This is a genomic window from Micromonospora sp. NPDC005171 (assembly GCF_040608575.1).
Taxonomy (GTDB): Bacteria; Actinomycetota; Actinomycetes; order Mycobacteriales; family Micromonosporaceae; genus Micromonospora.
On the sequence record NZ_JBEXIM010000002.1, the window covers coordinates 383,563 to 405,498 of the forward strand.

Sequence of the window (21,936 nt, forward strand, 5' to 3'; positions counted from 1 at the left end):
GCGGGATCCAGCGGTACGTGGACCCCGGTGAAGGTGGGTGGAAGTGTCAGTTCACGACGGGTAGCTGGACGTCGACCCGCAGGCCGCCGTACTCGGCGGGCCGGGCCGCGATGATGCCGTCGTGGGCCTGCGTGATCGACCGGGCGATGGCCAGGCCCAGACCGGCCCCGCCGCCCTGCGAGGTCCGGTCCCGGGCGAGTCGGCGGAACGGTTCGAACAGCCCGGCCACCGCCTCGGCCGGCACGGGCTGGCCGGTGTTCACCACGGACAGCGCCGGTACGCCGCTCACCACGACGGTCAGCGAGCCGCCCGGCCGGTTGTACTTGATCCCGTTCTCCACCAGGTTGGTGACCAGGCGCTCCAGCAGCACCCGCTCACCGACGACGACCCTGGGTCCGAGATGGGTCTCCACTGTGATCCCGGCCTCCCGGGCCCGGTCCACGTACCCGGCCAGCACCGCCTCCACGATCGTGTCCAACCGCTGCGGTATCCGCGAACGGAGGCCCTGGTCGCTTTCGCTGAGCGCGAGCAGGCCCTCGATCAGGCGTTCGTTGCGCTCGTTGGTCTCCAGCAGCTGGCTGGTCAACAACTCCAACTGCTCGCCGGTGAGCGTCCTGGCCATGCCAACCTCGATGAGCGTCCGCTGCACCGCGAGGGGCGTCCGCAGCTCGTGCGAGGCGTTCGCCGCGAACCGCCGCTGCCCCTCGTACCCGGCGGAGACGCGTTCCATCATCTCGTCGATCGCCCGGGACAGCCGGGCCAGCTCGTCGCGGCCCCGGGGTCGGATCCGGTGACCGAGGTTCTGCGGGCCGAGGTGACCGATCGGCCCGGCCAGGTCAGCGACCGGGCGCAGGCACCACACCGCAGCGAACCAGAGCCCCACCAGGGCGGCCACTGTCACCAGCAGCACGGCCCCCAGGGGCAGCATGTACGCCCCCGGTCGCACGTCGCGGCACACCGTCGGCAACCCGGGCATGGGCAGGTCGCAGAACTGCTGCCCCCAGGTCCAGGTCACCCCCGCCAGCCACTTGCCCATCGCCGGCAGCACCGGCCCGGCCAGCAGCGCCAGGAGACCGACCAGCAGCACCCGACGGCGGGGCGTCCAGCTCACGCCGTACCGCCGATGCGGTAGCCGGCCTTCGGAACTGTGTGGATGATCGCGGGATCGCCGAGCTTCTTGCGCAGGGTCATCACGGTGACCCGTACGGCGTTGGTGAACGGGTCGGCGAACTCGTCCCAGGCCTGCTCCAGCAACTCCTCCGCGCTGACCACCTGACCCTCCGCGCGCAGCAGCACGTGCAGCACCGCGAACTCCTTCGGGCTCAACGCGAGCGGGCGGCCGTCCCGGGTGGCCAGGTGGCGGCCCACGTCGAGCGCCAGGCCGTCCTGGGCGAGCACCGGTGGCAGCGCCGGCGTGGACCGTCGCCCGAGGGCCTGCACCCGGGCCACCAACTCGGCGAAGGCGAACGGCTTGGTCAGGTAGTCGTCCGCGCCGAGGCCGAGACCCTCCACCCGGTCCCGGATGCCGGCCGCCGCGGTGAGCAGCAGCACCCGGGTGCCGACCTGCGAGTCGGCGATGCTGCGGCACACCTCGTCGCCGGTGTGACCGGGCATGTCCCGGTCCAGCACCGCGACGTCGTACCGGTTCACCCCGACCCGCTCCAGCGCACCGTCACCGTCGTAGCAGACGTCGACAGCCATCGAAAGGCGGCGCAGCCCTTCGGCCACCGTGTCCGCCAACAACCGCTCGTCGTCCGCCACCAGCACCCGCACGTTTCCCGCTCCCCCGAGTTCGGCTTGCCGGGCATACCGTCGCAGGCCCGGGTTAAGGGTTCTGTAAGCACCCGTCGCAGCCATCCTCCACGCGAGTGTCCGGCGGGCAAACCATCGCCAGCCAGGGGATGTCGACTTCGTACCCGGAGCACGCCAGCTGCGTCGTCCGTCCCCGAAGGCCACGGCGGTTGGCGCTCACGGGTGAGCTGCGTCACGATGGGGGCCGAGGAGGTCGTCCAATGGCTGACCCGTGGCTCGCCCTGAAATTCGGCGTCGATCCGGCGGAGCGAACCCGCAAGCCCCCCGCCGCGTCGCGTCGCGTCGCGTCGCGTCGCGTCGCGTCGATCATGGAATTGTGGTGGGCCTTAAATCCTATTTCACACCTTTCGCGAGGCACCACAACTCCATGATCGACGAGGCTGGGCTGGGCGGGGCCGGCGCAGGCGGCTGGGGGCGGCTATGGGCGGAGGAGGGGGGACAAGGTTCGGATGATGTGGGCGGGGCGACGGTAGAGGTCCTGGTCCGTGAAGTGGCGCATTTGCCAGCCGTTGGCAGCGAGCCAGTTCATTCGGGCGCGATCGTGCCGGAGGCGAACACGGTCCAGATGGGACGATCCGTCGTACTCGACGCCGACGCGGTGTCGCCGATACCCAAGATCCAGGCGGTAGAGCGGTATTCCGTTGCTGTCCGGGACCCAAATCTGCGGCTCGGGCGCCGGCAGGCCGCCGTCCAACAGCACCAAGCGCAGCTGACTCTCCTGCCGACATTCCGCCCGAGGATCGGCGCGTGGCACGAGGTCGCGTGCCTGACAGACTCCGCGCAACCGGTCGTGCCGAGCGACCTCGACCCTCAGTTCTTCCGGCCGACAGGCGCCTACCCGAAGACAAAGATCCAGCAGCGGCATCGCCTCCATGCGACGCAACAACCGGGCCAGGTCCACCGCGCACCTGGCAGCGGGTGCACAGGGCACTCCGGCCAGCAGTGCCGGATCACGTACCGGCAGCACTGCCTCGTGGGTAACCACGCCTCGTATACGGGGGACGTTCTCCCCCGCTGGCACGATCACGTGCACGTTGGGGCTTCGCGCGTCGCCGAAGCCATGCAGTTGCGCGCCGGTGTGAAAGCCGACGACGGCGCTGGGAGGCAGCCGTCGGAAGATTGCCGGCAGGCGTCCGGCCTGGTCGACCGACGGCGCGTAGACGCCCCGCGACAGCCGGTTCAGGCGGGACTGCTCGGTCAACCTACGCACTTGTTCCCGGCTGAGACCGGCCGCGAGTAACTCCGAGTATCGATACGAAGGCTCTGCCATGCCGCAGGAATCTGCAGCACCACTTCACCAACCCTCGACCCCAACGACGCGCTCTGTGGATAACCACCGACCCTGTGCACAACCCCCGCAGCCCTCCCCAACCGTGCTATAGCGCACCGAGTCCGCCACCCGAGTCGATCATGGAGTTGTGGTGGCGGACAAGTGCCTTGGAACAGCACCTTCCGCCCACCACAACTCCATGATCCACTCGGCAAGGGGCGGGGGCCGGGATTAGTCGCAGGCTACGCCGTCGCCGTCTCGGTCCAGGTCGTAGATGTCGTCGCCGATCACTCGGATTGGTCCGCTGACGTAGGCGGGGCCGTTGCCACTGCCACCCGCGCAGTCGACGTCGCTGGCGATCGGGACGCAGCCGCTGTAGTTCGGGTCGCAGTTCGACGACTGCTGCTTCTTGGTGCCGACCGCGACGACCTGGGTCACCGGCTGCTTCGTCACGACGGACTTGACCAGCTTCTTGGCCGTCCGCACGCCATCGGTGGTGGTCACCTCGTAGGTCAGGGTCCGGACACCGTTCACACCCTTGGTGCGGACGACCCGCTTCCCCTCGGCCAGCGACGAGTCCTTCACGGTCCGCTCGCCGTGGCGGATCGTGGCCCGCTCCGTCACTGTCGTCACCTGCACCACGGGCACGGCTGCCGCTGACGAGGTTGCCGAGGCGGGCGTCGATGAGGGCGTGGCGAGAGGCGCGCTGGAGGCCTCGGCGATCGGCGACACCTCCTCGGTCGGCTCGCCGGGCGCGGCCAGGATCGGCTGCTGCGGTTCCTCGGCTGCGGTTCCGGTCTTGGATGACTCCGGCTCGCCGGTCAGCGCACCGACGATGGCGGTGCCGACGCAGCAGAGCAGCAGGATCGACAGGGCCACCGAGCCGAGGATCACGGCGACGCGGCTGGCGGGGGTGGCTCGGCGGAACCAGTTTGGTCGCGGCGCCTGGCCGTACGGCGGCGGGTACGGCGGCCCCGGGTTCTGTGGTGGTTGCATCGTCACGGCGATGAGTGTCGTCGCAAACACCGTGGGCAATATCCACCGTCGCGCTCGTCACCTGCGCCTTTCGCCTCGCGGGAAGATCGGTGGGCGCGGTTGCGGGCGACGAGTCGACAGGCCCGGCAACCCTCCAGGTCGGCCGGGCAGGGCCGATCGTGCGGGTATCAGCACCACCAAAAGCCGCAGATCACCACGCACCGGATCGACCGGAGAGCGGATGTCCAATCGCGTCGGCGGGACTGTCGCGATGCCGTCACCGGGGCCGCGTTCACCGCTCCTCCAGGCCCCAGGGCGAGCCGTAGTTGGTGAGCAGGTCGAGGAACGGCATCGGCGGCAGCGCCTCCGGCCCGAGCACCCCGACACCGGCCCACGCGCCGGTGGCGAGCAATTCCAACGCGACGACCGGGTTGACGGCGGTCTGCCAGACCACCGCCTGGTGCCCGTACTCCCGCATCGACCACTCGTTGTCGACCACGTGGTACAGGTAGACCTCGCGGGGTTGCCCGTCCGGGCCGAGGCCGCGTACCCAGGTGCCGGCGCAGGTCTTGCCGCGCATCCGGGCACCGAGCGTGGCCGGGTCGGGCAGACTCGCGGCCACCACGTCACGCGGGGAGACGTCGACGCCGCGCACCCGTACCGGGGAGACCGCGTCCAGACCGAGTTTGTGCAGCGTCTTGAGCACCTCGATGAACTCGTCGCCGAGGCCGTACTTGAAGGTGACCCGCCGGGCCTTGACCCAGCGCGGGATGAGCAGCACCTCCTCGTGTTCGACGTTGACGCACTCGACCGGCCCGATTCCCTCCGGGAAGTGGAAGACCTCCGGCTCGGAGAAGGGTTCGGTGGTGAACCAGCCCCGGTCCCGTTCCCAGACGACCGGCGGGTTGAGGCACTCCTCGATGGTGGTCCAGATGGAGAACGAGGGTGCGAAGTCGTAGCCGTCGACTGTGAGGTTCGCCCCGTCCCGGACCCCGATCTCGTCGATCTCGCTGAACAACTCGTCGGCGGCGTACCGGGCGAACACGTCCGACAGGCCGGGCTCGACACCGATGCCGCACAGCGCCAGGCGCCGGGCCGCCGACCAGGTGTCGGCCAGCGCGAACTGTTCGTCACCGAGCTTCACCCCGGTCTCGGCGCGGGACAGCGACATCGCCATGTCCAGGTAGTCAGCGCCCGCGGTGAACGCGCCGTTGAAGATCGGCATGACGAACCGGGGGTCGACGGCGTTCAGCACGTGGGTGATCCGGTGCTCCCGGCACAGCGCGGTGATCGCGTCGGCCGAGGCGGCGTCCACCTGGGCGGCGACGAAGCGGTCACCGTGCCCGGCGACGGCCCGCTGGGCGCGAACGGGGTCGTGGTCGGCGACCACGATGGTCTCGAAGAAGGTCCGTCGGGCGGCGATGGCTACGGCGGCGGAGCCGACGCCACCGGCGCCGACGAGGAGGACACGCATCAGGAATCAAACCCCAAACCGAAACGATCGAGAGTACGGAGCCAGAGGTCGCGCCGACCCTCGCGCGCGTCGGCGCGGGCCAGTGACCAGCGGGTGAGATTGATGCCGACCGCGCGGACGGGTTCCGGCGGGAACGGCAGTGGCTTGCGGCGAACCAGGTCGAGCCGGGTCAGCGGGGTGTTCCCGCCGTCGAGCAGGTCGAGCAGCACCCGGGCGCCGAAGCGGGTGGCCCCGACGCCGAGGCCGGTGTAGCCGGCGGCGTACGCCAGCCGGCCGCCGTAGGCGGTGCCGAAGAACGGGCAGAACCGGGTGCAGGTGTCGATGACCCCGCCCCAACGGTGGCTGAACCGCACGTCGGCGAGCTGCGGGAACGTGGTGAAGAAGTGGCGGGCGAGGGTGGCGAAGGTGGCCTGTCGTTGTTCCAACTGGGGTGCGACCCGGTTGCCGTAGTGGTAGACGGCGTCGTAGCCGCCGAAGAGGATCCGGCCGTCGGCGGTGATCCGGTAGTAGTGGAACTGGTTGGCGGTGTCGGCGAGCCCCTGCCGGTTGCGCCACCCGATGGCGTCCCGCTGTTCCGGGGTGAGCGGTTCGGTCATCAGCACGTGGTCGTAGACCGGCACCAGGTAGGCCCGCAGCCGGCGCAGCAGCGGCGGGAACGCGTTGGTGGCCAGCACGACCCGACGCGCCCGTATCGAGCCGGGCAGGCCGGCGGCCCGGGTTTCGGCCCGGTCAGGGTCGGTCGGCAGGGCGGCGGGGTCGGTGCCGAGGGTGACGGCGTGCAGGGCCGCGCCGTCGGCGCGCAGACCGGTGACCCGGGTGTGCTCGTGCACCCGTACGCCGAGGTCGAGGCAGGCGCGGCGCAGACCCCAGGCCAGCCTCGCCGGGTCCACCATGGCCACCCGGTCGGCGTCGAACATGCCCCCCAGGTACGTCGGTGAGTGCACCTCGGCGCGCACCTCGTCCCGGTCGAGCAGCCGCACCCGGTGGCCGTACCGGCGGGCCAGTTCCGCGTCGGCGGCCAGCCCGTCGAGTTGGTACGGCTCGACGGCGACGGCCAGCTCGCCGGTGCGCTCGAAGTCGCAGTCGATGTCGAACGTGGCGACGGTGGCGGCGATGGCGTCCAGGTTGTCCCGGCCGAGGCGTTCCAACTCGCCGACCTCGTCGGGAAACCGGTCCACGCCGTTGGCGAGGCCGTGGGTGAGCGAGGCGGCGCAGAACCCGCCGTTGCGCCCGGACGCGGCCCAACCGCAGGTCCCGGCGTCGACGAGCAGCACGTCCCGGTCCGGGTCGGCCTGTTTCGCCAACAACGCGGCCCACAACCCGCCGTAACCACCGCCGATCACCAGCAGGTCGGCGGAGTGCCGACCGGCCAGTGGCGGCAGCGGGTCGGGGCGGTCCGGGCGATCGAGCCAGTACGGCACGGGTGCCGCGTCGGCCAACGCCCGGCCGGTGTGCGGGAGGGTCATGACGACCGGCGCGCGGGGTGTGCCGGCCCGGCCAGCAGGTCGGCGCGGCGGGCCCGTCGACCGCGCAGCGAACTGAGCCCCACGAGTAGCAGCGCGACCGCGAACATCGCGGTGCCGATCACGTTGACCTGCGGGGGGATACCACGCTGGGCGGCGCCCCAGACGTACATCGGGAACGTGACTGTGGTGCCGGCGTTGAAGTTCGTGATGATGAAGTCGTCGAAGCTCAGCGAGAAGGCCAGCAACGCGGCGGCCACGATGCCGGGAAGCACCAGCGGCAGCGTGATCCGCCGGAAGGTCTGCCACTCGCTGGCGTAGAGGTCCATGGCGGCCTCCTCCAGCCGCCGGTCCATCCCGGCGAGCCGCGCCTTCACCGTGACCACCACGAACGACACGCAGAACATCACGTGCGCGATCACGATCGTCCAGAACCCCTGCGGCACCCCGGCCGACACGAACAGGGCCAGCAACGAGGTGCCCATCACCAGTTCGGGGGTCGCCATCGGCAGGAAGATCAGCACGTTGATCCCGGACCTGCCCCGGAAGCGGTGCCGGACCAGCGCGAACGCCATCAGGGTGCCGAGCACTGTGGCGACCACCGTGGCGATGAAGCCGATCTGCACGCTGCGGACCACCGCGTCACACATGTCCGAGGTGGCACACGGCTGCCGCCAGTTGTCCAGCGTGAACTCGTTGAAGTCGTACGACAGGCGGCTCGACGGGCGGTTGAACGACAGGGCGGCCACCACCAGGATCGGCAGCGCCAGATAGCCGAGCACCAGCAACGCCACGATCATCACCCAGCGGTCCGCCAACCAGCGCGACACCCTCACAGGACCTCCTCCGTGCCGGCCCTGCGTAGATAGCCGAAGACCACCGCGAGGATCGCCGCCATCAGCAGGAACGACAGCGCGGCGCCCTGCGGGTAGTCCAGGCGGACCAGGAACGCCGAGTCGATGACGTTGCCGATCATGTATTCGTTCGGGGTGCCGAGCAGTTCGGCGTTGATGTAGTCGCCGCTGGCCGGGATGAAGAACAGCAGCGTGCCGGCGACCAGACCCGGCATGGAGAGCGGCAGCGTCACCCGACGGAACGCCTGCACCGGGCTGGCGTAAAGGTCGGTGGCCGCCTCCAGCAACCGGTGGTCCAGCCGCTCCAGGCTCGCGTACAGCGGCAGCACCAGGAACGGCAGGAAGTTGTACGTCAGGCCGAGCACCACAGCGAACGGCGTGGCCAGCAGCCGACCGTCCGGGGCGAGCAGGTGCACGTCGCGCAACAGACCGACCAGCGCGCCGTTGTCCGACAGGATCGTCTTCCAGGCCAGCGTGCGGACCAGGAAGCTGGTGAACATCGGCGCTACCACGCACACCAGCAGCAGGTTCTTCCAACGACCGGCCTTCTGTGCGATCGCGTACGCCAGCGGGTAGCCCAGCAGCAGCGCCAGCACCAGGGCCAGCCCGGCGTAGCCGAACGAGCGCAGGAACTGCGGCCAGTACGCCTGCAGCACGTCCGGGTAGTTGCTGACCGCCCAGGTCATCGCGTACCCGGTGGAGAGCGAGCCGCTGGGGTCGTACAGGCTGGCCGCCGCCAACTGCACCAGCGGCACGCCGAAGAAGACGAGCAGCCAGGCCGCACCGGGCAACAACAGGAGGTACGGCAGGAGTCGGCGCCGCCCGGACCGGGCTGCCGGTGGCGCGGGTGGCGGGTGCCCCGCTCCGGTGGGCGCCAGGAGGGTCACGACGCCGCACCCACCGGCTCGTCGAGCACCGGCGACGTCCGGTCGCTGTCGGCGGCGTCACGGGGCAGCAGGAAAGCGTGCCGCGGATCCCAGCACGCCGCCGCCTCGCTGCCTACGGCCACCCGCGTCGACGTTCCGCTGTTGGCGGCGAAGACCGACAACTCGGTGCCCCAGCCGGTGCGCAGCAGGTACTGCGTGCTGACTCCCACGTAGGAGGCGTCGGTGACCACTCCGGTGACGTGCTGATGCCCGGCGGGCACCTGGTCGGCGGAGCCGACCAGAATCAGCTTCTCCGGGCGTACCCCCAGGTGGACCGGGCCGTGGTCGGCCCGCGACCGGCCGACGGGCACCGAGAGGCGCGTGCCGTGCGCCGTGACCGCGACGTCGCCGCCACTGACGCCGGTGGCCTCGCCGGCGAGCAGGTTGGACTGGCCGAGGAAGTTCGCCACGAAGGCGGTGGCGGGAAACTCGTAGATGTCGGCCGGGGCACCCAACTGTTCGATCCGGCCGGCGTTCATCACCGCGACGGTGTCGGCCATGGTCATGGCCTCCTCCTGGTCGTGGGTGACGTGGACGAAGGTGATGCCGACCTCGGTCTGGATGCGCTTCAGCTCGATCTGCATCTGTCGGCGCAGCTTGAGGTCGAGAGCGCCCAGCGGCTCGTCGAGCAGCAGCACCTGCGGCCGGTTGATCAGGGCGCGGGCCAGCGCGATCCGCTGCTGCTGACCTCCGGAGAGCTGGGCGGGGCGGCGGTTGCCGTAGCCGTCGAGTTGCACCAGCGACAGCATCCGGGTGACCTCGTCGTCGACCGAGCGGATGCCACGTCGACGCAGCCCGAAGGCGACGTTCTCGAAGATGGTGAGGTGCGGGAAGAGCGCGTAGCTCTGGAAGACGGTGTTGACCGGTCGCTTGTACGGCCGCAGCCGGGCGATGTCGCTGTCGCCGAGCAGCACCTGGCCGCTGCTCGGCTCTTCCAGACCGGCGATCATCCGCAACGTGGTGGTCTTGCCGCAGCCGGACGCGCCGAGCAACGCGAAGAACGAGCCCTGCTCGATGGTCAGGCTCAGGTCGTCGACAGCGGTGAAGACGCCGAACCGTTTGCTGAGGTTGGCCAGCCGCAGATCGCCGGCGGGTGTCTCGCGCGCCATCCCCGTCACGCCCCGATGATCTGTTGGAACTTGCCCTCGTACTCCTTCTCCTGCTTCTCGTCCAAGGCCATGAACACCTTGGACTTCGACAGCAGCGCCTCGTCCGGGAAGATCAGCGGGTTGGCGGCCAACTCCGGATCGATCTTCTCCATCTCGGCCTGGGCGCCCTTGACCGGGCAGATGTAGTTCACGTACGCGGCGAGCTTCGCCGCGACCGCCGGCTCGTAGTAGTAGTTGATCAGGGCTTCGGCGTTGCCCTTGTGGGTGGCCTTGTTGGGGACCATCATGTTGTCGCTGTAGAGCATCACGCCGGAGTCCGGCGCGACGAAGCGCACCTTCTCGTCCTCACCAGACAGTTGGATGACGTCGCCGGACCAGCCGATGCACGCGGCGATGTCGCCCTTGGCCAGGTCTGGCGCGTAGTCGTTGCCGGTGAACTTGCGGATCTGCCCGGAGTCGACAGCCTTCTTGAGCTTGTTGAGGGCGTCGTCGAACTGGGCGGCGGTGAAGTTCGCCGGGTCGTGCCCGTTCGACCCGAGCAGCAGACCCATCGTGTCGCGCATCTCGCTGAGCGCGGTCACCTTGCCCTTGAGGTCGGGGCGGGTGAGCAGTTCGTCGACCGTCCGCAGTTCCTTCGTGACGTTGCCGTTGTACGCCAGGCCGGCGAGACCGGACTGCCACGGGATGGAGATCCGGTTCTCGGGGTCGAAGGGACGGTTGAGCAGCGACGGAAGCAGGTTGGCCTGCACGTTCGGGATCTTCGTCGGGTCCAGCTTCTGGATCCAGCCGAGCCGGATCATCCGGGCCGCCATCCAGTCGGTCAGCACGATGATGTCGCGGTCGGTGCTCTGGCAGGCGGCGAGCTGGTTCTGCACCTTGCCGAAGAACTCGTTGTTGTCGTTGATGTCCTCGGTGTAGGTCACCTGAATGCCGGTCTTCGTGATGAACTCGTCGAGGCTCGGCCGCTTGGACTCGTCCTTGTCGTCCACGTCCATGTACTGCGGCCAGTTCGCGAAGGCAAGTCTCTTCTCGGTGCCGGAGAGGTCCTCACTGACGCAGCCAGCTTCGGTCTGCTGCGCACCCTTGGTGCCGCAGCCCGCAAGGCTGCCGCCCATGCTGAGCAGGGCGGCCGAACCGAGAGTGCCGGTGAGCAGTCCACGCCGGGAGAGGGGCCGGAGGGGAGTACGCATGACGACTCCTAGGGGTCATCGTCGGCGGGCGGGACGGGGAGGCGCGCCGGCGGGAATGTCGGGAGGGTCAAGTGCCATTGACGACTGATCCTGACATGAGGTGACCTCCCTTACAAGGGATTCCGTTGCGGGAATAGCGATGCACGACGAAATACGCCAGACTACGCGGGGATACACGCGCGACATCACGATTCGGGATATGGGGAGCGGGCAATGACAAACCGGCAGCACGAGAACAGCAACGGCGGTCGACGCGTCGCTGTCCGTGAAGGCGCCAATCACGCTCTGCTGGATGACGTGGCCAAGCAGATCATCGAGCAACTCCAGGAGGACGGCCGCCGCCCGTACGCGACGATCGGCAAGGCGGTAGGGCTGTCCGAGGCCGCGGTCCGCCAGCGGGTGCAGCGGCTGCTCGACTCCGGCGTGATGCAGATCGTGGCGGTGACCGATCCGCTTCAGCTCGGCTTCAACCGGCAGGCGATGATCGGCCTGCGTACCGACGGCGACCTGGAGGCGGTCGCGGACCGGCTGGCCGAGCTGGACGAAGTCGACTACGTGGTGATCACCGCCGGCTCGTTCGACCTGCTCACCGAGGTGGTCTGCCGCAACGACGACCACCTGCTGGAGATCCTGCAACGGCTGCGCGCCGTGCCCGGGGTGCTCTCCACCGAGGCGTTCGTCTATCTCAAGCTACGCAAGCAGACCTACACCTGGGGTACGGCCTGAGCTTCCCTTGATCCACTCGGGTTTCAGGAAGTCGGGGTGTGCGGGCCTCCCTGATGCCCCGGTTTCCGTGAACCCGAGTGGATCAGCGGCTTGCCGCCCGGACCGCGCCGGCCGTGCCCACCGCGCCGACGAACGACGCCCAGGCGGTCGGCGCGAAGGTCAGGGTGCCGCCGTCGCGGTCCTTGCTGTCGCGCACCAGCACCCGGCCGGGCAGGTTGTCGGCCACCTCGACGCAGGCGCCACCGTTGTTGCTGCTGCGCGTCGCGGTGCGCCAGCGGGCGTCGGTCATGTCCATGTCGTGACCACTTCCCTGATCAGCTCGATCGACCGTCGTTGGGGGAACGCCTCGCCGGTGACGCTCTCCCACCTGCGTCCCAGGTTAGCGACGTCGAGAGGATCGGTCACGACCTGACCGCGGAGCTGATTGTCGAGATACGCCAATTCCGCCCCGTCGGGCAGCCGCCCCAGAATGAACGGTCCGGCCAGCCCGGTGTGCCACGGGCTCTCGGCTGGGATCACTCGGACCTGCACGTGCTCCCACTCGGCCACACTCGCGAGGTGAGCCAACTGGCCGGCCATCACGGCGCGGTCGCCCACCGGCCGGCGCAGCACCACCTCGTCGATCACCGCCACGAGCTGCGGTGGGGCATCGCGGCAAAGGACCGCCTGCCGTTCGAGGCGGCTCGCCACGATCTGGTCCACCTCGGACGGTGCGACCAGCCCACCGGTGCCCAGGACCGCGCGGGCGTACCCCTCGGTCTGAAGCAGACCTGGCACGAGCAGCGGCTCGTACCATCGGAGCGAGGTCGCGTCCTGTTCCAGCTCGGCCCACGGCCGGAACCACGGCAGGTCACGACGGCGGAACGGCTCCGGCCAGAGGTCGGCCGCGTCCCGGCGCAGAACCTCGGCCACCGCCACCCGGGTACGCGGATGCGGGATGCGCCCCGAGGCGAGCCACCGCGCCGCCGTCTTGGGGTCGACGCGCACCTTCTCGGCCAACGACTCGACCGTCTCCCCCGCCTCGGCCATCGCCACCCGCAACGCCTCGTTCGCCACCGGATCCTCCCGCCGCTCCTCCGTGCCGTAGCTCTCACCGCCCCAGCAGGCAGGCTGCGACGTCGCTCGATGCACGTTGCGGCGGACGATAGCCACGCTGCGTGTCCGTGGCTGCGACCTACCGGCGTGTTGCGGTGGGACGTGTTGGCGCGCATCCAGGACGCCCCCCGACGGCCCCCGAACTGTCCCGCCGGCGTCCCAAGGCCCGCGTGACCCGACCCGGCCCGCGTGACCCCGACCCCCGCGCTTGATCCACTCGACTTCACCAATATCGCGGTATCAACCACGCCCGGATACCGCGATTTCAGCGAACCGGAGTGGATCAACCAGCCGGCAGCAGTGCGGATTCCGTTGCATCCGTGACGCCTGTGCGCTAAATCCGTCGCCAACTGACCGTGATACCGCCGATAACACTTGCTTCCGAGGTCGGGACTGTGCGATAACCGTTGGCAGAGCGGCCGGCCTCACCCCTTTGACCGGCCCGACGACCAATGGGGCTGACATGGCCAACGCCACCGACCACCTCTGGATGCACTTCACCCGGATGGCGAGCTACTCCGCCGGTGAGGTGCCGACCATCGTGCGCGGCGAGGGAGCGTACGTGTGGGACGCGCAGGGTCGCCGCTACCTGGACGGGCTCGCCGGGCTCTTCGTGGTCAACGCCGGCCACGGCCGCACCGAGCTGGCCGAGGCTGCCGCCAAGCAGGCAGGCGAGTTGGCCTACTTCCCGCTCTGGTCGTACGCGCACCCGAAGGCCATCGAGCTGGCCGAGCGGATCGCCGCTCTCACCCCGGGCGACCTCAACCGGATCTTCTTCACCACCGGAGGTTCCGAGGCAGTCGAGGCGGCGTGGAAGCTGGCCCGCGCCTACTTCAAGCGCACCGGGAAGCCCAACAAGTACAAGGTGATCAGTCGGTACATCGCCTACCACGGCACCTCCATGGGCGCCCTGTCGATCACCGGCCTGCCGGGCATCAAGAGCGACTTCGAGCCATTGGTGCCGGGCGCGATCAAGGTGCCGAACACGAACTTCTACCGCGCGCCCGAGCACGGCGACGACCCCGAGGCGTTCGGCCGGTGGGCCGCCGACGAGATCGGTCGGGCCATCGAGCGGGAGGGGCCGGACACGGTCGCCGCGGTCTTCCTGGAGCCCGTGCAGAACTCCGGCGGGTGCTTCCCGCCGCCGCCCGGCTACTTCGAGCGGGTACGGGAGATCTGCGACGCGTACGACGTGCTGCTCGTCTCGGACGAGGTGATCTGCTCGTGGGGGCGGTTGGGCGAGTACTTCGGCGCGGTGCGCTACGGCTACCAGCCAGACATCATCACCACCGCCAAGGGCATCACCTCCGGCTACGCCCCGCTCGGTGCGATGATCGCCAGTGACCGGTTGATGGAACCGTTCCTCACCGAGACCGGCATGTTCGCCCACGGGGTGACCTTCGGTGGTCACCCGGTCTCCTGCGCGGTGGCCCTGGCCAACCTGGAGGTCTTCGCTCGCGAGGACCTGGTCGGCCATGTACGCGCCAACGAGGACGCCTTCCGGGCCACCCTGGAGAAGCTGCACGACCTGCCGATCGTCGGCGACGTCCGGGGCGACGGCTACTTCTACGGGATCGAACTGGTCAAGGACAAGACCACCCGGGAGACTTTCGACGAGGCCGAGTCGGAGCGCCTGCTGCGGGGCTTCCTCTCCACCGCCCTGTTCCAGGCAGGCCTCTACTGCCGGGCCGACGACCGGGGCGACCCCGTCATCCAGCTGGCCCCACCCCTGATCGCCGAGCAGCAACACTTCGACGAGATCGAGCAGATCCTCCGCACGGTCCTAACCCAAGCCTGGACCAAGCTCTAACCCCCAACAGCCCCAAGTTGATCATGAAGTTATTGCCACGACACGCCGAGGCGCGGGGCAATAACTTCATGATCAACGCTGAAAGCGCGGGGGCGGGAGCGCCGGGAGAGCCGGCGCCAGCCGGGCAGGAGCACCAAGCCGGGCCCGCCGGGCCAGGTTGGGCTACGGGTTTAGTGGTTGGGGGGGATTACTCGGAGGTGGCCTCGGCGGCCGGTCTGGTGGGGGTTTTCGGGGCGGTTCTGGTCCGGCTCCGGCGGGCGAGGGGCCGGGCGGGCGGCTTCGCGGACCGCTTCGGCAAGCGCGACCAGGTCGTCCGTGGTGGGCGGCGGCGGCTCGAACTCGCCCTCGTGCCGGACGACGTCCCAGCCCCGCGGCGCGGTCAGGCTGCGGGCGTGCGGCTCGCACAGGTCGTACGTGTGCGGCTCGGCGAACGCCGCCAGCGGCCCCACCACCGCTGTCGACTCGTTGTAGACATAGGTCAATGTGGCGACCGCTTGCCGGGGGCAGCCGTTACGGGAGCAGCGCCGTGGTGACCTCACGTGCGGCAGGGTATCTCCATTACCGGGTCCAGCGCATCGCTTCGCGTTGCGACACGCCCGTCATGGTGATCACAGTCGACCGCCCTGGGCGCGCCGCGCCACGGGATCGGCGCTGCCGCTGGCCAGCCCGACACGGGCGCTACCCTTTGCCTCATGACGAGTCCGGAACACCGCCGCCCCGGCTCCGGCCGGCGTGCGCATCGTGACCGGCACGGGCGCGGCCTGCGCGGTCGGCTGGTGCCGGCCACCGTGCCGCTGGCGCGGACCAAGGCCGAGGTCTTCGACGACCTGGTTCTGGACACCGTCGAGACGCTGGAGCGTCGGTTCGCCAAGGAGCTGGCCGGGGTCGAGTTCGCGGTCGAGGACGTCCCGCCGGACCTGAACGTCTACGACTCCGATGTGCTGGAGGACGGCGAGGTCCCGCTGGCCCGGCTGCTGCCCGGTCGCCCGGGCCGGCAGGAGGTGCCGCCGCGGATCGTGCTGTACCGGCGGCCCCTGGAGTTCCGGGCGATGGACCGTGAGGACCTCGCCGATCTCGTCCATGACGTGATCATCGAACAGGTGGCGAACCTTCTCGGGGTGGACCCGGACGAGCTCGCCTGAGCTAACCCCCGAGCGGAGAGTCGGGCGGCCCCCACCGCCACGACCTCACACCGCTCAGGCGGCCACCGTCGCGACCTCGCACCGCTCGGGCCCCCACCGCCACGACGTGCACCGCTCAGGCGGCCCGCCGCTTCAACTTGCGCCGCTCCCGCTCGGAGAGCCCACCCCAGATGCCGAACCGCTCGTCGTGACCCAGAGCGTATTCAAGGCACTCGGTCTTGACCTCGCAGCGCGAGCAGATCCGCTTCGCCTCGCGGGTCGAGCCGCCCTTCTCGGGAAAGAACGCCTCGGGGTCGGTCTGCGAGCACAACGCCCGCTCCTGCCACTCCGGCGCGTTTCCGAGCAGGTCGGCCACCTCAAGCTGGCCGTCCATCAAATGCCTCCTTGTCGCGCACCGGCGTCATCGCCGCTGCAACCCCCCACGCGAAAGGCGTGCTTGTCCGTCCGGTCCCGTTTTGTTGCGTTCCGTGCGAACAACCCCATTCAAATTACACGCGTGTAATGCGTGCGCCGTCAAGCCAAACTTGATAATGGAGTCGCCCTCCCGACACCCCCGGCCGGCCACTCGGGCCGTCCAGCCTCGCAACCTGCCCTATCGATTCAGACCCCGGCCGAGTAACGCCCTCTCCGGCGAGTTGCCCGACTTTTCTGCCGTGGCGCTTCTCCGACGAGTCGCTGACCAGAAGGCACCAGAGACCTCCACCCCTAAGCTGATCTTGGTGGGGGACAGGTTAACGCGGCGCGGCGCAGACCGCCTGTCGAGCCGAGGACAGCACTCGCGCCCCGTCCACGATGTGGACGGGGCGCGGCGGTGAAACCGATGCGTCGGGGTCAGCCAGCGACCCCAGAACCGCTGCTCGGCCAGGCAAACTCGGCTATCTCTCCACCATGGACAGAGATCGTCCCGGCGGGCGTACGATCGTCCCACCAGACGGTATAAATTCCGCTCGGCAAATCCGGATAGACCGCGCTGTGCAACGAGCCGTCCCGCACCCGACGCTCGCGCACCGCCGAGTGGACCCGTCGATCATCGGCGCGACTGATCTCGATCTCCCGACCGTGCAGATCCCGACCCGTGTAAACGATCAGGGCGCCGGTGTCGCCGCCCAGATCGAGGACGACACTCCCGGTCTCCGACGGCCCGTACGCGTGTTCGTGCATCCGCTCGCTCCCCGCGCCGATCAGGACCCCGCCGGCGGGTTGTTGAACCCGTCGTACGGCGTACCCAGGTAGGGGAAGTTCCCGAGGAACGGCGCGGTCACGTCGGCGGCGCTCAGCCCCGGGGTGACCGCGGCGGCCGCCGCGTCCGGTTGGAACGTCTTGTCCACAAGCGGGACGGTGACCCCGGCGATCGCCCGCAACGCGATGCTGACCACGTCGTCACCGACCCGCCGCCCGTTCGGGAACCCGGCCAGGTCGCCGCCGAGCACCCCGAACCGGTCCGGACGCCTGGTCGGCGGGATCGCGGTGTTCAGTCGCAGCATGTCGGCCTGCACGTCGCCGGTGGCGTTGGTGAAGCCGTCGATCAGCCCGGCCGGCACACCGGTGAGCAGGATCGCCACCAGGTCGGCTCGGGCCTTCCTGGCCTTGGTGAGCTTGTCCAGGTTGGGGAAGACGTCCGGGTAGAGCGCCGGCAGCAACGCGGCCAGCTCCGGCTGCTCGACGAACTGAGCGAACCGCTTGTCCTCCGACGGCGGCAGCGAGTTCCACAGGTCCTTCTTGGACATCGGCACGATGACCTCGTTGAACAGTGGATTACCCAACCGCGAGACCTGGGTGAACGGGCCGGTGGCGGTGTCCGCCCCACCCCGGTCGCCGAGCACCCGCACCTGCCGGCGCGACGCCGACGTCCACACCCCGATCACCGATGCCCGGTCGCCGGCACCGTACCGGTTGGCGCGCCGACGCACCCGCTCCAGCGGCACCTGCACCGCGATGCTGTGCACATTCATCCGGTCAGTGGCGTTGACCGGCTCCCCCTCGGCCTTGAAGATCTTCTTCCCGGCGACGTGCAGCTGCTGGAACGGCCGCAGCGTGCCAAGGTCGAAGATCGCCCCGAGGTCGACGAAGAACCCGTCGGCGCGCTGCCCGGCGAAGACCCGCTCCCCGGTGGAGAGCGAGTAGCTGGCCTGCCGCACCAGGTCCGCGTACTTCGGGGTGGACAGTTGGCCGACGTTGCACGGCGGGCACTGCAGCTTGTGCGCCAGCCGGTGCTCGCGGCCGTCGGCCACCCGGGTCAGGCTGTAGAACTGCCGCCGGTTCCAGTTCCTGCTGTCCAGCGAATCGATCGGACCGGTGTTGTAGAGAAAACTATTCGGATTAGTGATCTCGGTGGTGAATTCGAACCGGTAGGTGACATCCGGACGACCGTCGCCGTCGTTGTCGATATGGATCTCGTACCGCACGTCGTCGCCGAACTCGAAGAAGTTCGGGCCCCCGGAAGGAAGCTGCAACGGCACGTAGTTGGCGATCAACGTGACCGTGTCGCGTGTGTCGGGGCTGACGAACGCGTACAGGTCGGAGCTGTCGGCGACCGGATCCTTGGCTATCTCCGGGGCCTCGCGGTGGGAAGACATGGCGGACCAACCTCACTGGGCGGGGACTGATGGCGGGACGAGCGGTCGGGTCAGCGCCGGGCGGCGCGTCGCAACCGGTCCGCCAGGCCGCGGTCGCGTACCTCGATCCGCGTCTCACCGACGAAGACGTCCATCGTTCCCGAGTCGGCGTGACGCAGGTGCACGACGATCGGTTCGTCGGCTCGACCGGCCGCGCCGGGGGCGTTCTGCGCGGCCGACAGGCCCGGCACGGTGAGCGCCGCGGCACCGAGAGTGGCGCTGGCCGCGGCGGTCAACGTCTGCCGGCGGGTCAGTCGCGGCCACTGCCGCTTCCGCTGATCACTGGTCATGGGCAACCTTTCCGGCGGTGGCGCGAGCGCGCCCGCGGAGACGGACGGGTCCGGTGCCGTCTCACGACGCCGCCGGGCCCCTGAGGGGACACCGGCGGCGGTCCTCGCCGCGACCGCCACCGGCACCGCGTGGTACGGCCGGTGGCGGGGAAAGGTTCGACGTCAGGGCCGAACGTGACCGTACGCAGTCGTTCGCTTGCGCGCCGGCCGACCGGCTGCCTTCGCGATGGCCCGCAACTGCTCCTCGGTACGCGCCGACCCGTTGTCGGAGCCGGCCATCCGGGAGATCGTCTCCTCCATCAGCGTGCCGCCAAGGTCGTTGCAGCCACCCTGGAGCATCGCGACTGTGCCCTCGTCACCGAGCTTCACCCACGAGCACTGGATGTTGTCGATCCGGCCGTGCAGCAGCAACCGGGACATGGCGTGCACCACCCGGTTCTCCCGCCAGGTCGGCCCCGGTCGGGCGATACCCGCCAGATAGATCGGAGCATTCGTGTGCACGAACGGCAGCGCCACGAACTCGGTGAACCCGCCCGTGCGGTCCTGCACCCCGGCCAGCACCCGGAAGTGCGCCAGCCACTGCCCAGGGTGGTCGACGTGGCCGTACATCATCGTGGAGCTGGACCGGATGCCCAGCTCGTGGGCGGTGCTGACCACCTCGACCCAGGCGGCGGCCGGGAGTTTGCCCTTGGTCAGCACCCAGCGCACGTCGTCGTCGAGGATCTCGGCGGCGGTGCCCGGGATGGTGTCCAGCCCGGCCTCGCGCAGTTGCAGCAGCCACTCACGGACCGGCACCCCGGCCTTCGCGGCAGCGGTGACGATCTCCATGGGCGAGAACGCGTGCACGTGCATCTCGGGCACCCGGGCCTTGATGGCGCGCACGATGTCGGCGTACCCGGTGACCGGCATCTTCGGGTCGATGCCGCCCTGGAGGCACACCTCGCTGGCGCCGGCCGCCCACGCCTGCTCGGCCCGGTCCGCGACCTGCTCGACGGAGAGCCGGTACGCGTCGGCGTCTCGCTCACGCTGCGCGAAGGCACAGAAGCGGCAGCCCACGTAGCAGACGTTGCTGAAGTTGATGTTGCGGTTGACCACGTAGGTGACGTCGTCGCCGACCACGTCACGGCGCACGTCGTCGGCGAGGCGGCACAACTCGTCGAGCGCCGGCCCGTCCGCGCCGAACAGCGCCAGCGCGGCGTCGGTGTGCCCGGGGTCGAGCAACGCCGCCGGATCGTCGGCGGCGAGCCGCAGCCCGGCCGTCAGGTCACGGTCCGCGCCACTCCCGGCCGGTGCCACGGGTACGCCCACCCGGCGGGCGGTCGCCTCCGGGGTGACCTTGCCGGCGACCTCGGACCAGTCGCCGTAGACGCTGTCGAAGTCGCCGCGCCGGTCGTCGGTGCGGCCGGTGGTGTCGATGGTGGCGTGCAGGTCGACCCGCCCGCCGAACAGCTCCTCCGGTTCCTGCCACGGACGCCCCTGCGGCATCGCCGACTCGACCGCCATGCCCGTCGCCGGGTCGGCCAGGGCACCGACGTGCGGCAACAGCCGTGGGTCGAGCCACGGGTCGCCCGCGCGCACGTACTCCGGGTAGATCGTCAGCCGCTCCCGCAACGTGAACCCGGCCAACTCGGTGTGCCGGGCCAACTCCTCGATCTGCGGCCAGGGACGCTCCGGGTTGACATGGTCGGGGGTGAGCGGGGAGACGCCGCCCCAGTCGTCGATGCCGGCGCGCAGCAGCAGGTCGTACTCGCCGGCGATGAGATTCGGCGGGGCCTGGATCCGGGCCTTCGGGCCGAGCAGCAGCCGGGCCACCGCCACAGTGGCGGCCAGGTCGTGCAACTCCGCGTCCGGCATGCCGCGCATCGCCGTGTCCGGCTTGGCGCGGAAGTTCTGCACGATCACCTCCTGGAGGTGGCCGTACTCCCGGTGGGCGCGGCGGATCGCGAACAGCGCGTCCACCCGCTCCGCCGGGGTCTCCCCGATGCCGATCAGGATGCCGGTGGTGAACGGCACCCCGACCCGGCCGGCGTCCTCGAGCACCCGCAACCGGACCGCCGGCTCCTTGTCCGGTGAGCCGAAGTGCGGGCCACCCGGCTCGGACCAGAGCCGGGTAGCGGTCGTCTCCAGCATCATGCCCATGCTCGGCGCGACCGGCTTGAGCCGTTGCAGCTCCGACCAGGACAGCACCCCGGGGTTGAGGTGCGGCAGCAGACCCGTCTCCTCCAGCACCGCGACCGCACAGGCCCGCAGGTAGTCAAGGGTCGAGTCGTAACCGCGTTCGTCCAACCAGGTCCGGGCCGCCGGCCAGCGTTCCTCCGGCCGGTCACCCAGGGTGAACAGCGCCTCCTTGCAACCCTGCGCGGCGCCGGCCCGGGCGATGGCCAGCACCTCGTCGCGATCCAGGAACGGCGCCGGCAGCCGATGCGGCACTGTCGCGAAGGTGCAGTAGTGGCAGCGGTCCCGGCAGAGCCGGGTCAGCGGGATGAAGACCTTCTTGGAGTACGTGACCACACCCGGCCGCCCGGCGTCCCGCAGCCCGGCGTCGCGGACCCCACCGGCGATCCGGAGCAGTTCGTCGAGCGCATCTGCTCGGGCGGAGAGCAGCGCGGTCGCCTCGTCGACGTCCAGCGCCCGCCCGTTCGCGGCCCGGCCCAGGGCCCGCCGCACGCTCGCATCGCTCGGGCCGGATTGGGTGCGATCAACCATCCACTCACCCTATGCGCAGTGCGACGCCACCCAACCAGTCCCGGCCCGCACCGTGGGAAACGGCACTGAACGAGCACGGCAGCGCCTACCGCGACGGGACGTAGCTGAGCCCGCCGGCGGCCATTCGTCTCCTGCCCGACCTCATCGATGATGGAAGTCGTGGTCGGCGACGGCTTCCGCCCATCCCCCCGCTTACCCGGCACCGTGCGATCGCCGCGCCCCAGGCCGCTTCGCCCCACAGCTGGCAATCTTGGACAATTTCCGTTAGCTCCGATGCCAGCCCCTCTCACGCCCGTCCCGGGCCCCGGGTCTGCCGATCGGGTCGGCGCTCGCGACCCCGAAAGTCGACGAGCGGGAGACGCCGACCGCGGTCCGCGCCGTTGGCGATGGCCCACGGCTGGGTCGCGCTCACCCAGTGCCGACCCGCGGTCCGCGCCGTTGGCGATGGCCCACGGCGGGGTCGCGCGCTGCCCACCGGC

Annotated in this window: 21 protein-coding genes; 3 read left to right on the forward strand and 18 right to left on the reverse strand. The window is 69.9% G+C overall.

The genetic code is table 11. The annotated features are described in order from the left end of the window. Window positions 1-46: 46 nt before the first annotated feature. The 10 genes from ABZU74_RS05750 to ABZU74_RS05795 form a co-directional block, all read right to left on the reverse strand. A complete protein-coding gene (locus ABZU74_RS05750; protein WP_355418891.1) occupies window positions 47-1,111 on the reverse strand; it encodes a HAMP domain-containing sensor histidine kinase in 1,065 nt (354 codons plus the stop codon). Beyond that, window positions 1,108-1,773 carry a response regulator transcription factor gene (locus tag ABZU74_RS05755; protein WP_196921199.1) on the reverse strand — a complete coding sequence of 222 codons (666 nt, stop codon included), beginning with the start codon at window positions 1,771-1,773 and terminating at the stop codon, window positions 1,108-1,110. The genes ABZU74_RS05750 and ABZU74_RS05755 overlap by 4 nt, the downstream gene beginning before the upstream one ends. 457 nt (window positions 1,774-2,230) lie before the next feature. Continuing rightward, window positions 2,231-3,082 (reverse strand): type IV toxin-antitoxin system AbiEi family antitoxin domain-containing protein, encoded by an 852-nt coding sequence (locus tag ABZU74_RS05760; protein WP_355418893.1) that lies wholly within the window; start codon window positions 3,080-3,082, stop codon window positions 2,231-2,233. A 231-nt stretch (window positions 3,083-3,313) separates the two neighbouring features. Next, window positions 3,314-4,078, reverse strand: coding sequence for a G5 domain-containing protein (locus tag ABZU74_RS05765; RefSeq protein WP_355419143.1), 765 nt, complete (start codon window positions 4,076-4,078; stop codon window positions 3,314-3,316). Window positions 4,079-4,349: 271 nt separating this feature from the next. Then, window positions 4,350-5,531 (reverse strand): saccharopine dehydrogenase C-terminal domain-containing protein, encoded by a 1,182-nt coding sequence (locus ABZU74_RS05770; protein ID WP_355418895.1) that lies wholly within the window; start codon window positions 5,529-5,531, stop codon window positions 4,350-4,352. Further along, window positions 5,531-6,997, reverse strand: coding sequence for an FAD-dependent oxidoreductase (locus ABZU74_RS05775; RefSeq protein WP_355418897.1), 1,467 nt, complete (start codon window positions 6,995-6,997; stop codon window positions 5,531-5,533). Before ABZU74_RS05775 ends, ABZU74_RS05770 begins: the two co-directional genes overlap by 1 nt. Next, a complete protein-coding gene (locus tag ABZU74_RS05780; RefSeq protein ID WP_355418899.1) occupies window positions 6,994-7,830 on the reverse strand; it encodes an ABC transporter permease in 837 nt (278 codons plus the stop codon). The genes ABZU74_RS05775 and ABZU74_RS05780 overlap by 4 nt, the downstream gene beginning before the upstream one ends. Then, on the reverse strand, window positions 7,827-8,735 hold the full coding sequence (locus ABZU74_RS05785) for an ABC transporter permease (RefSeq protein ID WP_355418901.1): 909 nt from the start codon (window positions 8,733-8,735) through the stop codon (window positions 7,827-7,829). Before ABZU74_RS05785 ends, ABZU74_RS05780 begins: the two co-directional genes overlap by 4 nt. Beyond that, on the reverse strand, window positions 8,732-9,883 hold the full coding sequence (locus ABZU74_RS05790; protein ID WP_355419145.1) for an ABC transporter ATP-binding protein: 1,152 nt from the start codon (window positions 9,881-9,883) through the stop codon (window positions 8,732-8,734). Before ABZU74_RS05790 ends, ABZU74_RS05785 begins: the two co-directional genes overlap by 4 nt. A gap of 5 nt (window positions 9,884-9,888) precedes the next feature. Then, on the reverse strand, window positions 9,889-11,073 hold the full coding sequence (locus ABZU74_RS05795; protein ID WP_355418903.1) for a spermidine/putrescine ABC transporter substrate-binding protein: 1,185 nt from the start codon (window positions 11,071-11,073) through the stop codon (window positions 9,889-9,891). A gap of 213 nt (window positions 11,074-11,286) precedes the next feature. On the opposite strand from ABZU74_RS05795, the gene ABZU74_RS05800 reads away from it, so the two are divergent. Further along, entirely contained in the window at window positions 11,287-11,799 is a 513-nt protein-coding gene (locus tag ABZU74_RS05800; RefSeq protein ID WP_238659941.1) for an Lrp/AsnC family transcriptional regulator, read from the forward strand. Between the two features lie 82 nt (window positions 11,800-11,881). Here ABZU74_RS05800 and ABZU74_RS05805 read toward each other — a convergent pair whose 3' ends face one another. Then, on the reverse strand, window positions 11,882-12,094 hold the full coding sequence (locus ABZU74_RS05805; protein ID WP_355418905.1) for a DUF397 domain-containing protein: 213 nt from the start codon (window positions 12,092-12,094) through the stop codon (window positions 11,882-11,884). After that, a complete protein-coding gene (locus tag ABZU74_RS05810) occupies window positions 12,085-12,828 on the reverse strand; it encodes a Scr1 family TA system antitoxin-like transcriptional regulator (RefSeq protein WP_355419147.1) in 744 nt (247 codons plus the stop codon). The genes ABZU74_RS05805 and ABZU74_RS05810 overlap by 10 nt, the downstream gene beginning before the upstream one ends. 529 nt (window positions 12,829-13,357) lie before the next feature. Here ABZU74_RS05810 and ABZU74_RS05815 point away from each other — a divergent pair. After that, on the forward strand, window positions 13,358-14,704 hold the full coding sequence (locus tag ABZU74_RS05815; protein WP_355418907.1) for an aspartate aminotransferase family protein: 1,347 nt from the start codon (window positions 13,358-13,360) through the stop codon (window positions 14,702-14,704). A gap of 170 nt (window positions 14,705-14,874) precedes the next feature. Here the strand turns inward: ABZU74_RS05815 and ABZU74_RS05820 are convergent, their stop codons facing one another. After that, a complete protein-coding gene (locus ABZU74_RS05820) occupies window positions 14,875-15,243 on the reverse strand; it encodes a DUF3499 domain-containing protein (RefSeq protein ID WP_091394110.1) in 369 nt (122 codons plus the stop codon). A 153-nt stretch (window positions 15,244-15,396) separates the two neighbouring features. Between ABZU74_RS05820 and ABZU74_RS05825 the strand changes: the two genes are divergently transcribed. Next, a complete protein-coding gene (locus tag ABZU74_RS05825) occupies window positions 15,397-15,846 on the forward strand; it encodes a metallopeptidase family protein (protein WP_074316962.1) in 450 nt (149 codons plus the stop codon). Between the two features lie 115 nt (window positions 15,847-15,961). Here ABZU74_RS05825 and ABZU74_RS05830 read toward each other — a convergent pair whose 3' ends face one another. From ABZU74_RS05830 to ABZU74_RS05850, 5 genes are all read right to left on the reverse strand, one after another. After that, on the reverse strand, window positions 15,962-16,219 hold the full coding sequence (locus ABZU74_RS05830) for a WhiB family transcriptional regulator (protein WP_007455784.1): 258 nt from the start codon (window positions 16,217-16,219) through the stop codon (window positions 15,962-15,964). A gap of 458 nt (window positions 16,220-16,677) precedes the next feature. Beyond that, the gene (locus ABZU74_RS05835; RefSeq protein ID WP_355418910.1) at window positions 16,678-17,007 is read right to left on the reverse strand and encodes a phospholipase; all 330 of its coding nucleotides are present in this window, start codon (window positions 17,005-17,007) and stop codon (window positions 16,678-16,680) included. 20 nt (window positions 17,008-17,027) lie between these two features. After that, a complete protein-coding gene (locus tag ABZU74_RS05840; RefSeq protein ID WP_355418912.1) occupies window positions 17,028-18,422 on the reverse strand; it encodes a DUF4331 domain-containing protein in 1,395 nt (464 codons plus the stop codon). Between the two features lie 50 nt (window positions 18,423-18,472). Continuing rightward, on the reverse strand, window positions 18,473-18,751 hold the full coding sequence (locus ABZU74_RS05845) for a hypothetical protein (protein WP_355418914.1): 279 nt from the start codon (window positions 18,749-18,751) through the stop codon (window positions 18,473-18,475). Window positions 18,752-18,913: 162 nt separating this feature from the next. Further along, a complete protein-coding gene (locus ABZU74_RS05850; protein ID WP_355418916.1) occupies window positions 18,914-21,457 on the reverse strand; it encodes a bifunctional FO biosynthesis protein CofGH in 2,544 nt (847 codons plus the stop codon). Window positions 21,458-21,936 lie beyond the last annotated feature (479 nt).

What these genes read in the sequence shown, in the direction of transcription:
- ABZU74_RS05760 (WP_355418893.1), bottom strand. Translation starts at nt 3,082, where the DNA reads ATGGCAGAGCCTTCGTATCGATACTCGGAGTTACTCGCGGCCGGTCTC.
- ABZU74_RS05765 (WP_355419143.1), bottom strand. Translation starts at nt 4,078, where the DNA reads ATGCAACCACCACAGAACCCGGGGCCGCCGTACCCGCCGCCGTACGGC.
- ABZU74_RS05770 (WP_355418895.1), bottom strand. Translation starts at nt 5,531, where the DNA reads ATGCGTGTCCTCCTCGTCGGCGCCGGTGGCGTCGGCTCCGCCGCCGTA.
- ABZU74_RS05775 (WP_355418897.1), bottom strand. Translation starts at nt 6,997, where the DNA reads ATGACCCTCCCGCACACCGGCCGGGCGTTGGCCGACGCGGCACCCGTG.
- ABZU74_RS05790 (WP_355419145.1), bottom strand. Translation starts at nt 9,883, where the DNA reads ATGGCGCGCGAGACACCCGCCGGCGATCTGCGGCTGGCCAACCTCAGC.
- ABZU74_RS05795 (WP_355418903.1), bottom strand. Translation starts at nt 11,073, where the DNA reads ATGCGTACTCCCCTCCGGCCCCTCTCCCGGCGTGGACTGCTCACCGGC.
- ABZU74_RS05800 (WP_238659941.1), top strand. Translation starts at nt 11,287, where the DNA reads ATGACAAACCGGCAGCACGAGAACAGCAACGGCGGTCGACGCGTCGCT.
- ABZU74_RS05805 (WP_355418905.1), bottom strand. Translation starts at nt 12,094, where the DNA reads ATGGACATGACCGACGCCCGCTGGCGCACCGCGACGCGCAGCAGCAAC.
- ABZU74_RS05810 (WP_355419147.1), bottom strand. Translation starts at nt 12,828, where the DNA reads ATGGCCGAGGCGGGGGAGACGGTCGAGTCGTTGGCCGAGAAGGTGCGC.
- ABZU74_RS05815 (WP_355418907.1), top strand. Translation starts at nt 13,358, where the DNA reads ATGGCCAACGCCACCGACCACCTCTGGATGCACTTCACCCGGATGGCG.
- ABZU74_RS05825 (WP_074316962.1), top strand. Translation starts at nt 15,397, where the DNA reads ATGACGAGTCCGGAACACCGCCGCCCCGGCTCCGGCCGGCGTGCGCAT.
- ABZU74_RS05830 (WP_007455784.1), bottom strand. Translation starts at nt 16,219, where the DNA reads ATGGACGGCCAGCTTGAGGTGGCCGACCTGCTCGGAAACGCGCCGGAG.
- ABZU74_RS05835 (WP_355418910.1), bottom strand. Translation starts at nt 17,007, where the DNA reads ATGCACGAACACGCGTACGGGCCGTCGGAGACCGGGAGTGTCGTCCTC.
- ABZU74_RS05840 (WP_355418912.1), bottom strand. Translation starts at nt 18,422, where the DNA reads ATGTCTTCCCACCGCGAGGCCCCGGAGATAGCCAAGGATCCGGTCGCC.
- ABZU74_RS05845 (WP_355418914.1), bottom strand. Translation starts at nt 18,751, where the DNA reads ATGACCAGTGATCAGCGGAAGCGGCAGTGGCCGCGACTGACCCGCCGG.
- ABZU74_RS05850 (WP_355418916.1), bottom strand. Translation starts at nt 21,457, where the DNA reads ATGGTTGATCGCACCCAATCCGGCCCGAGCGATGCGAGCGTGCGGCGG.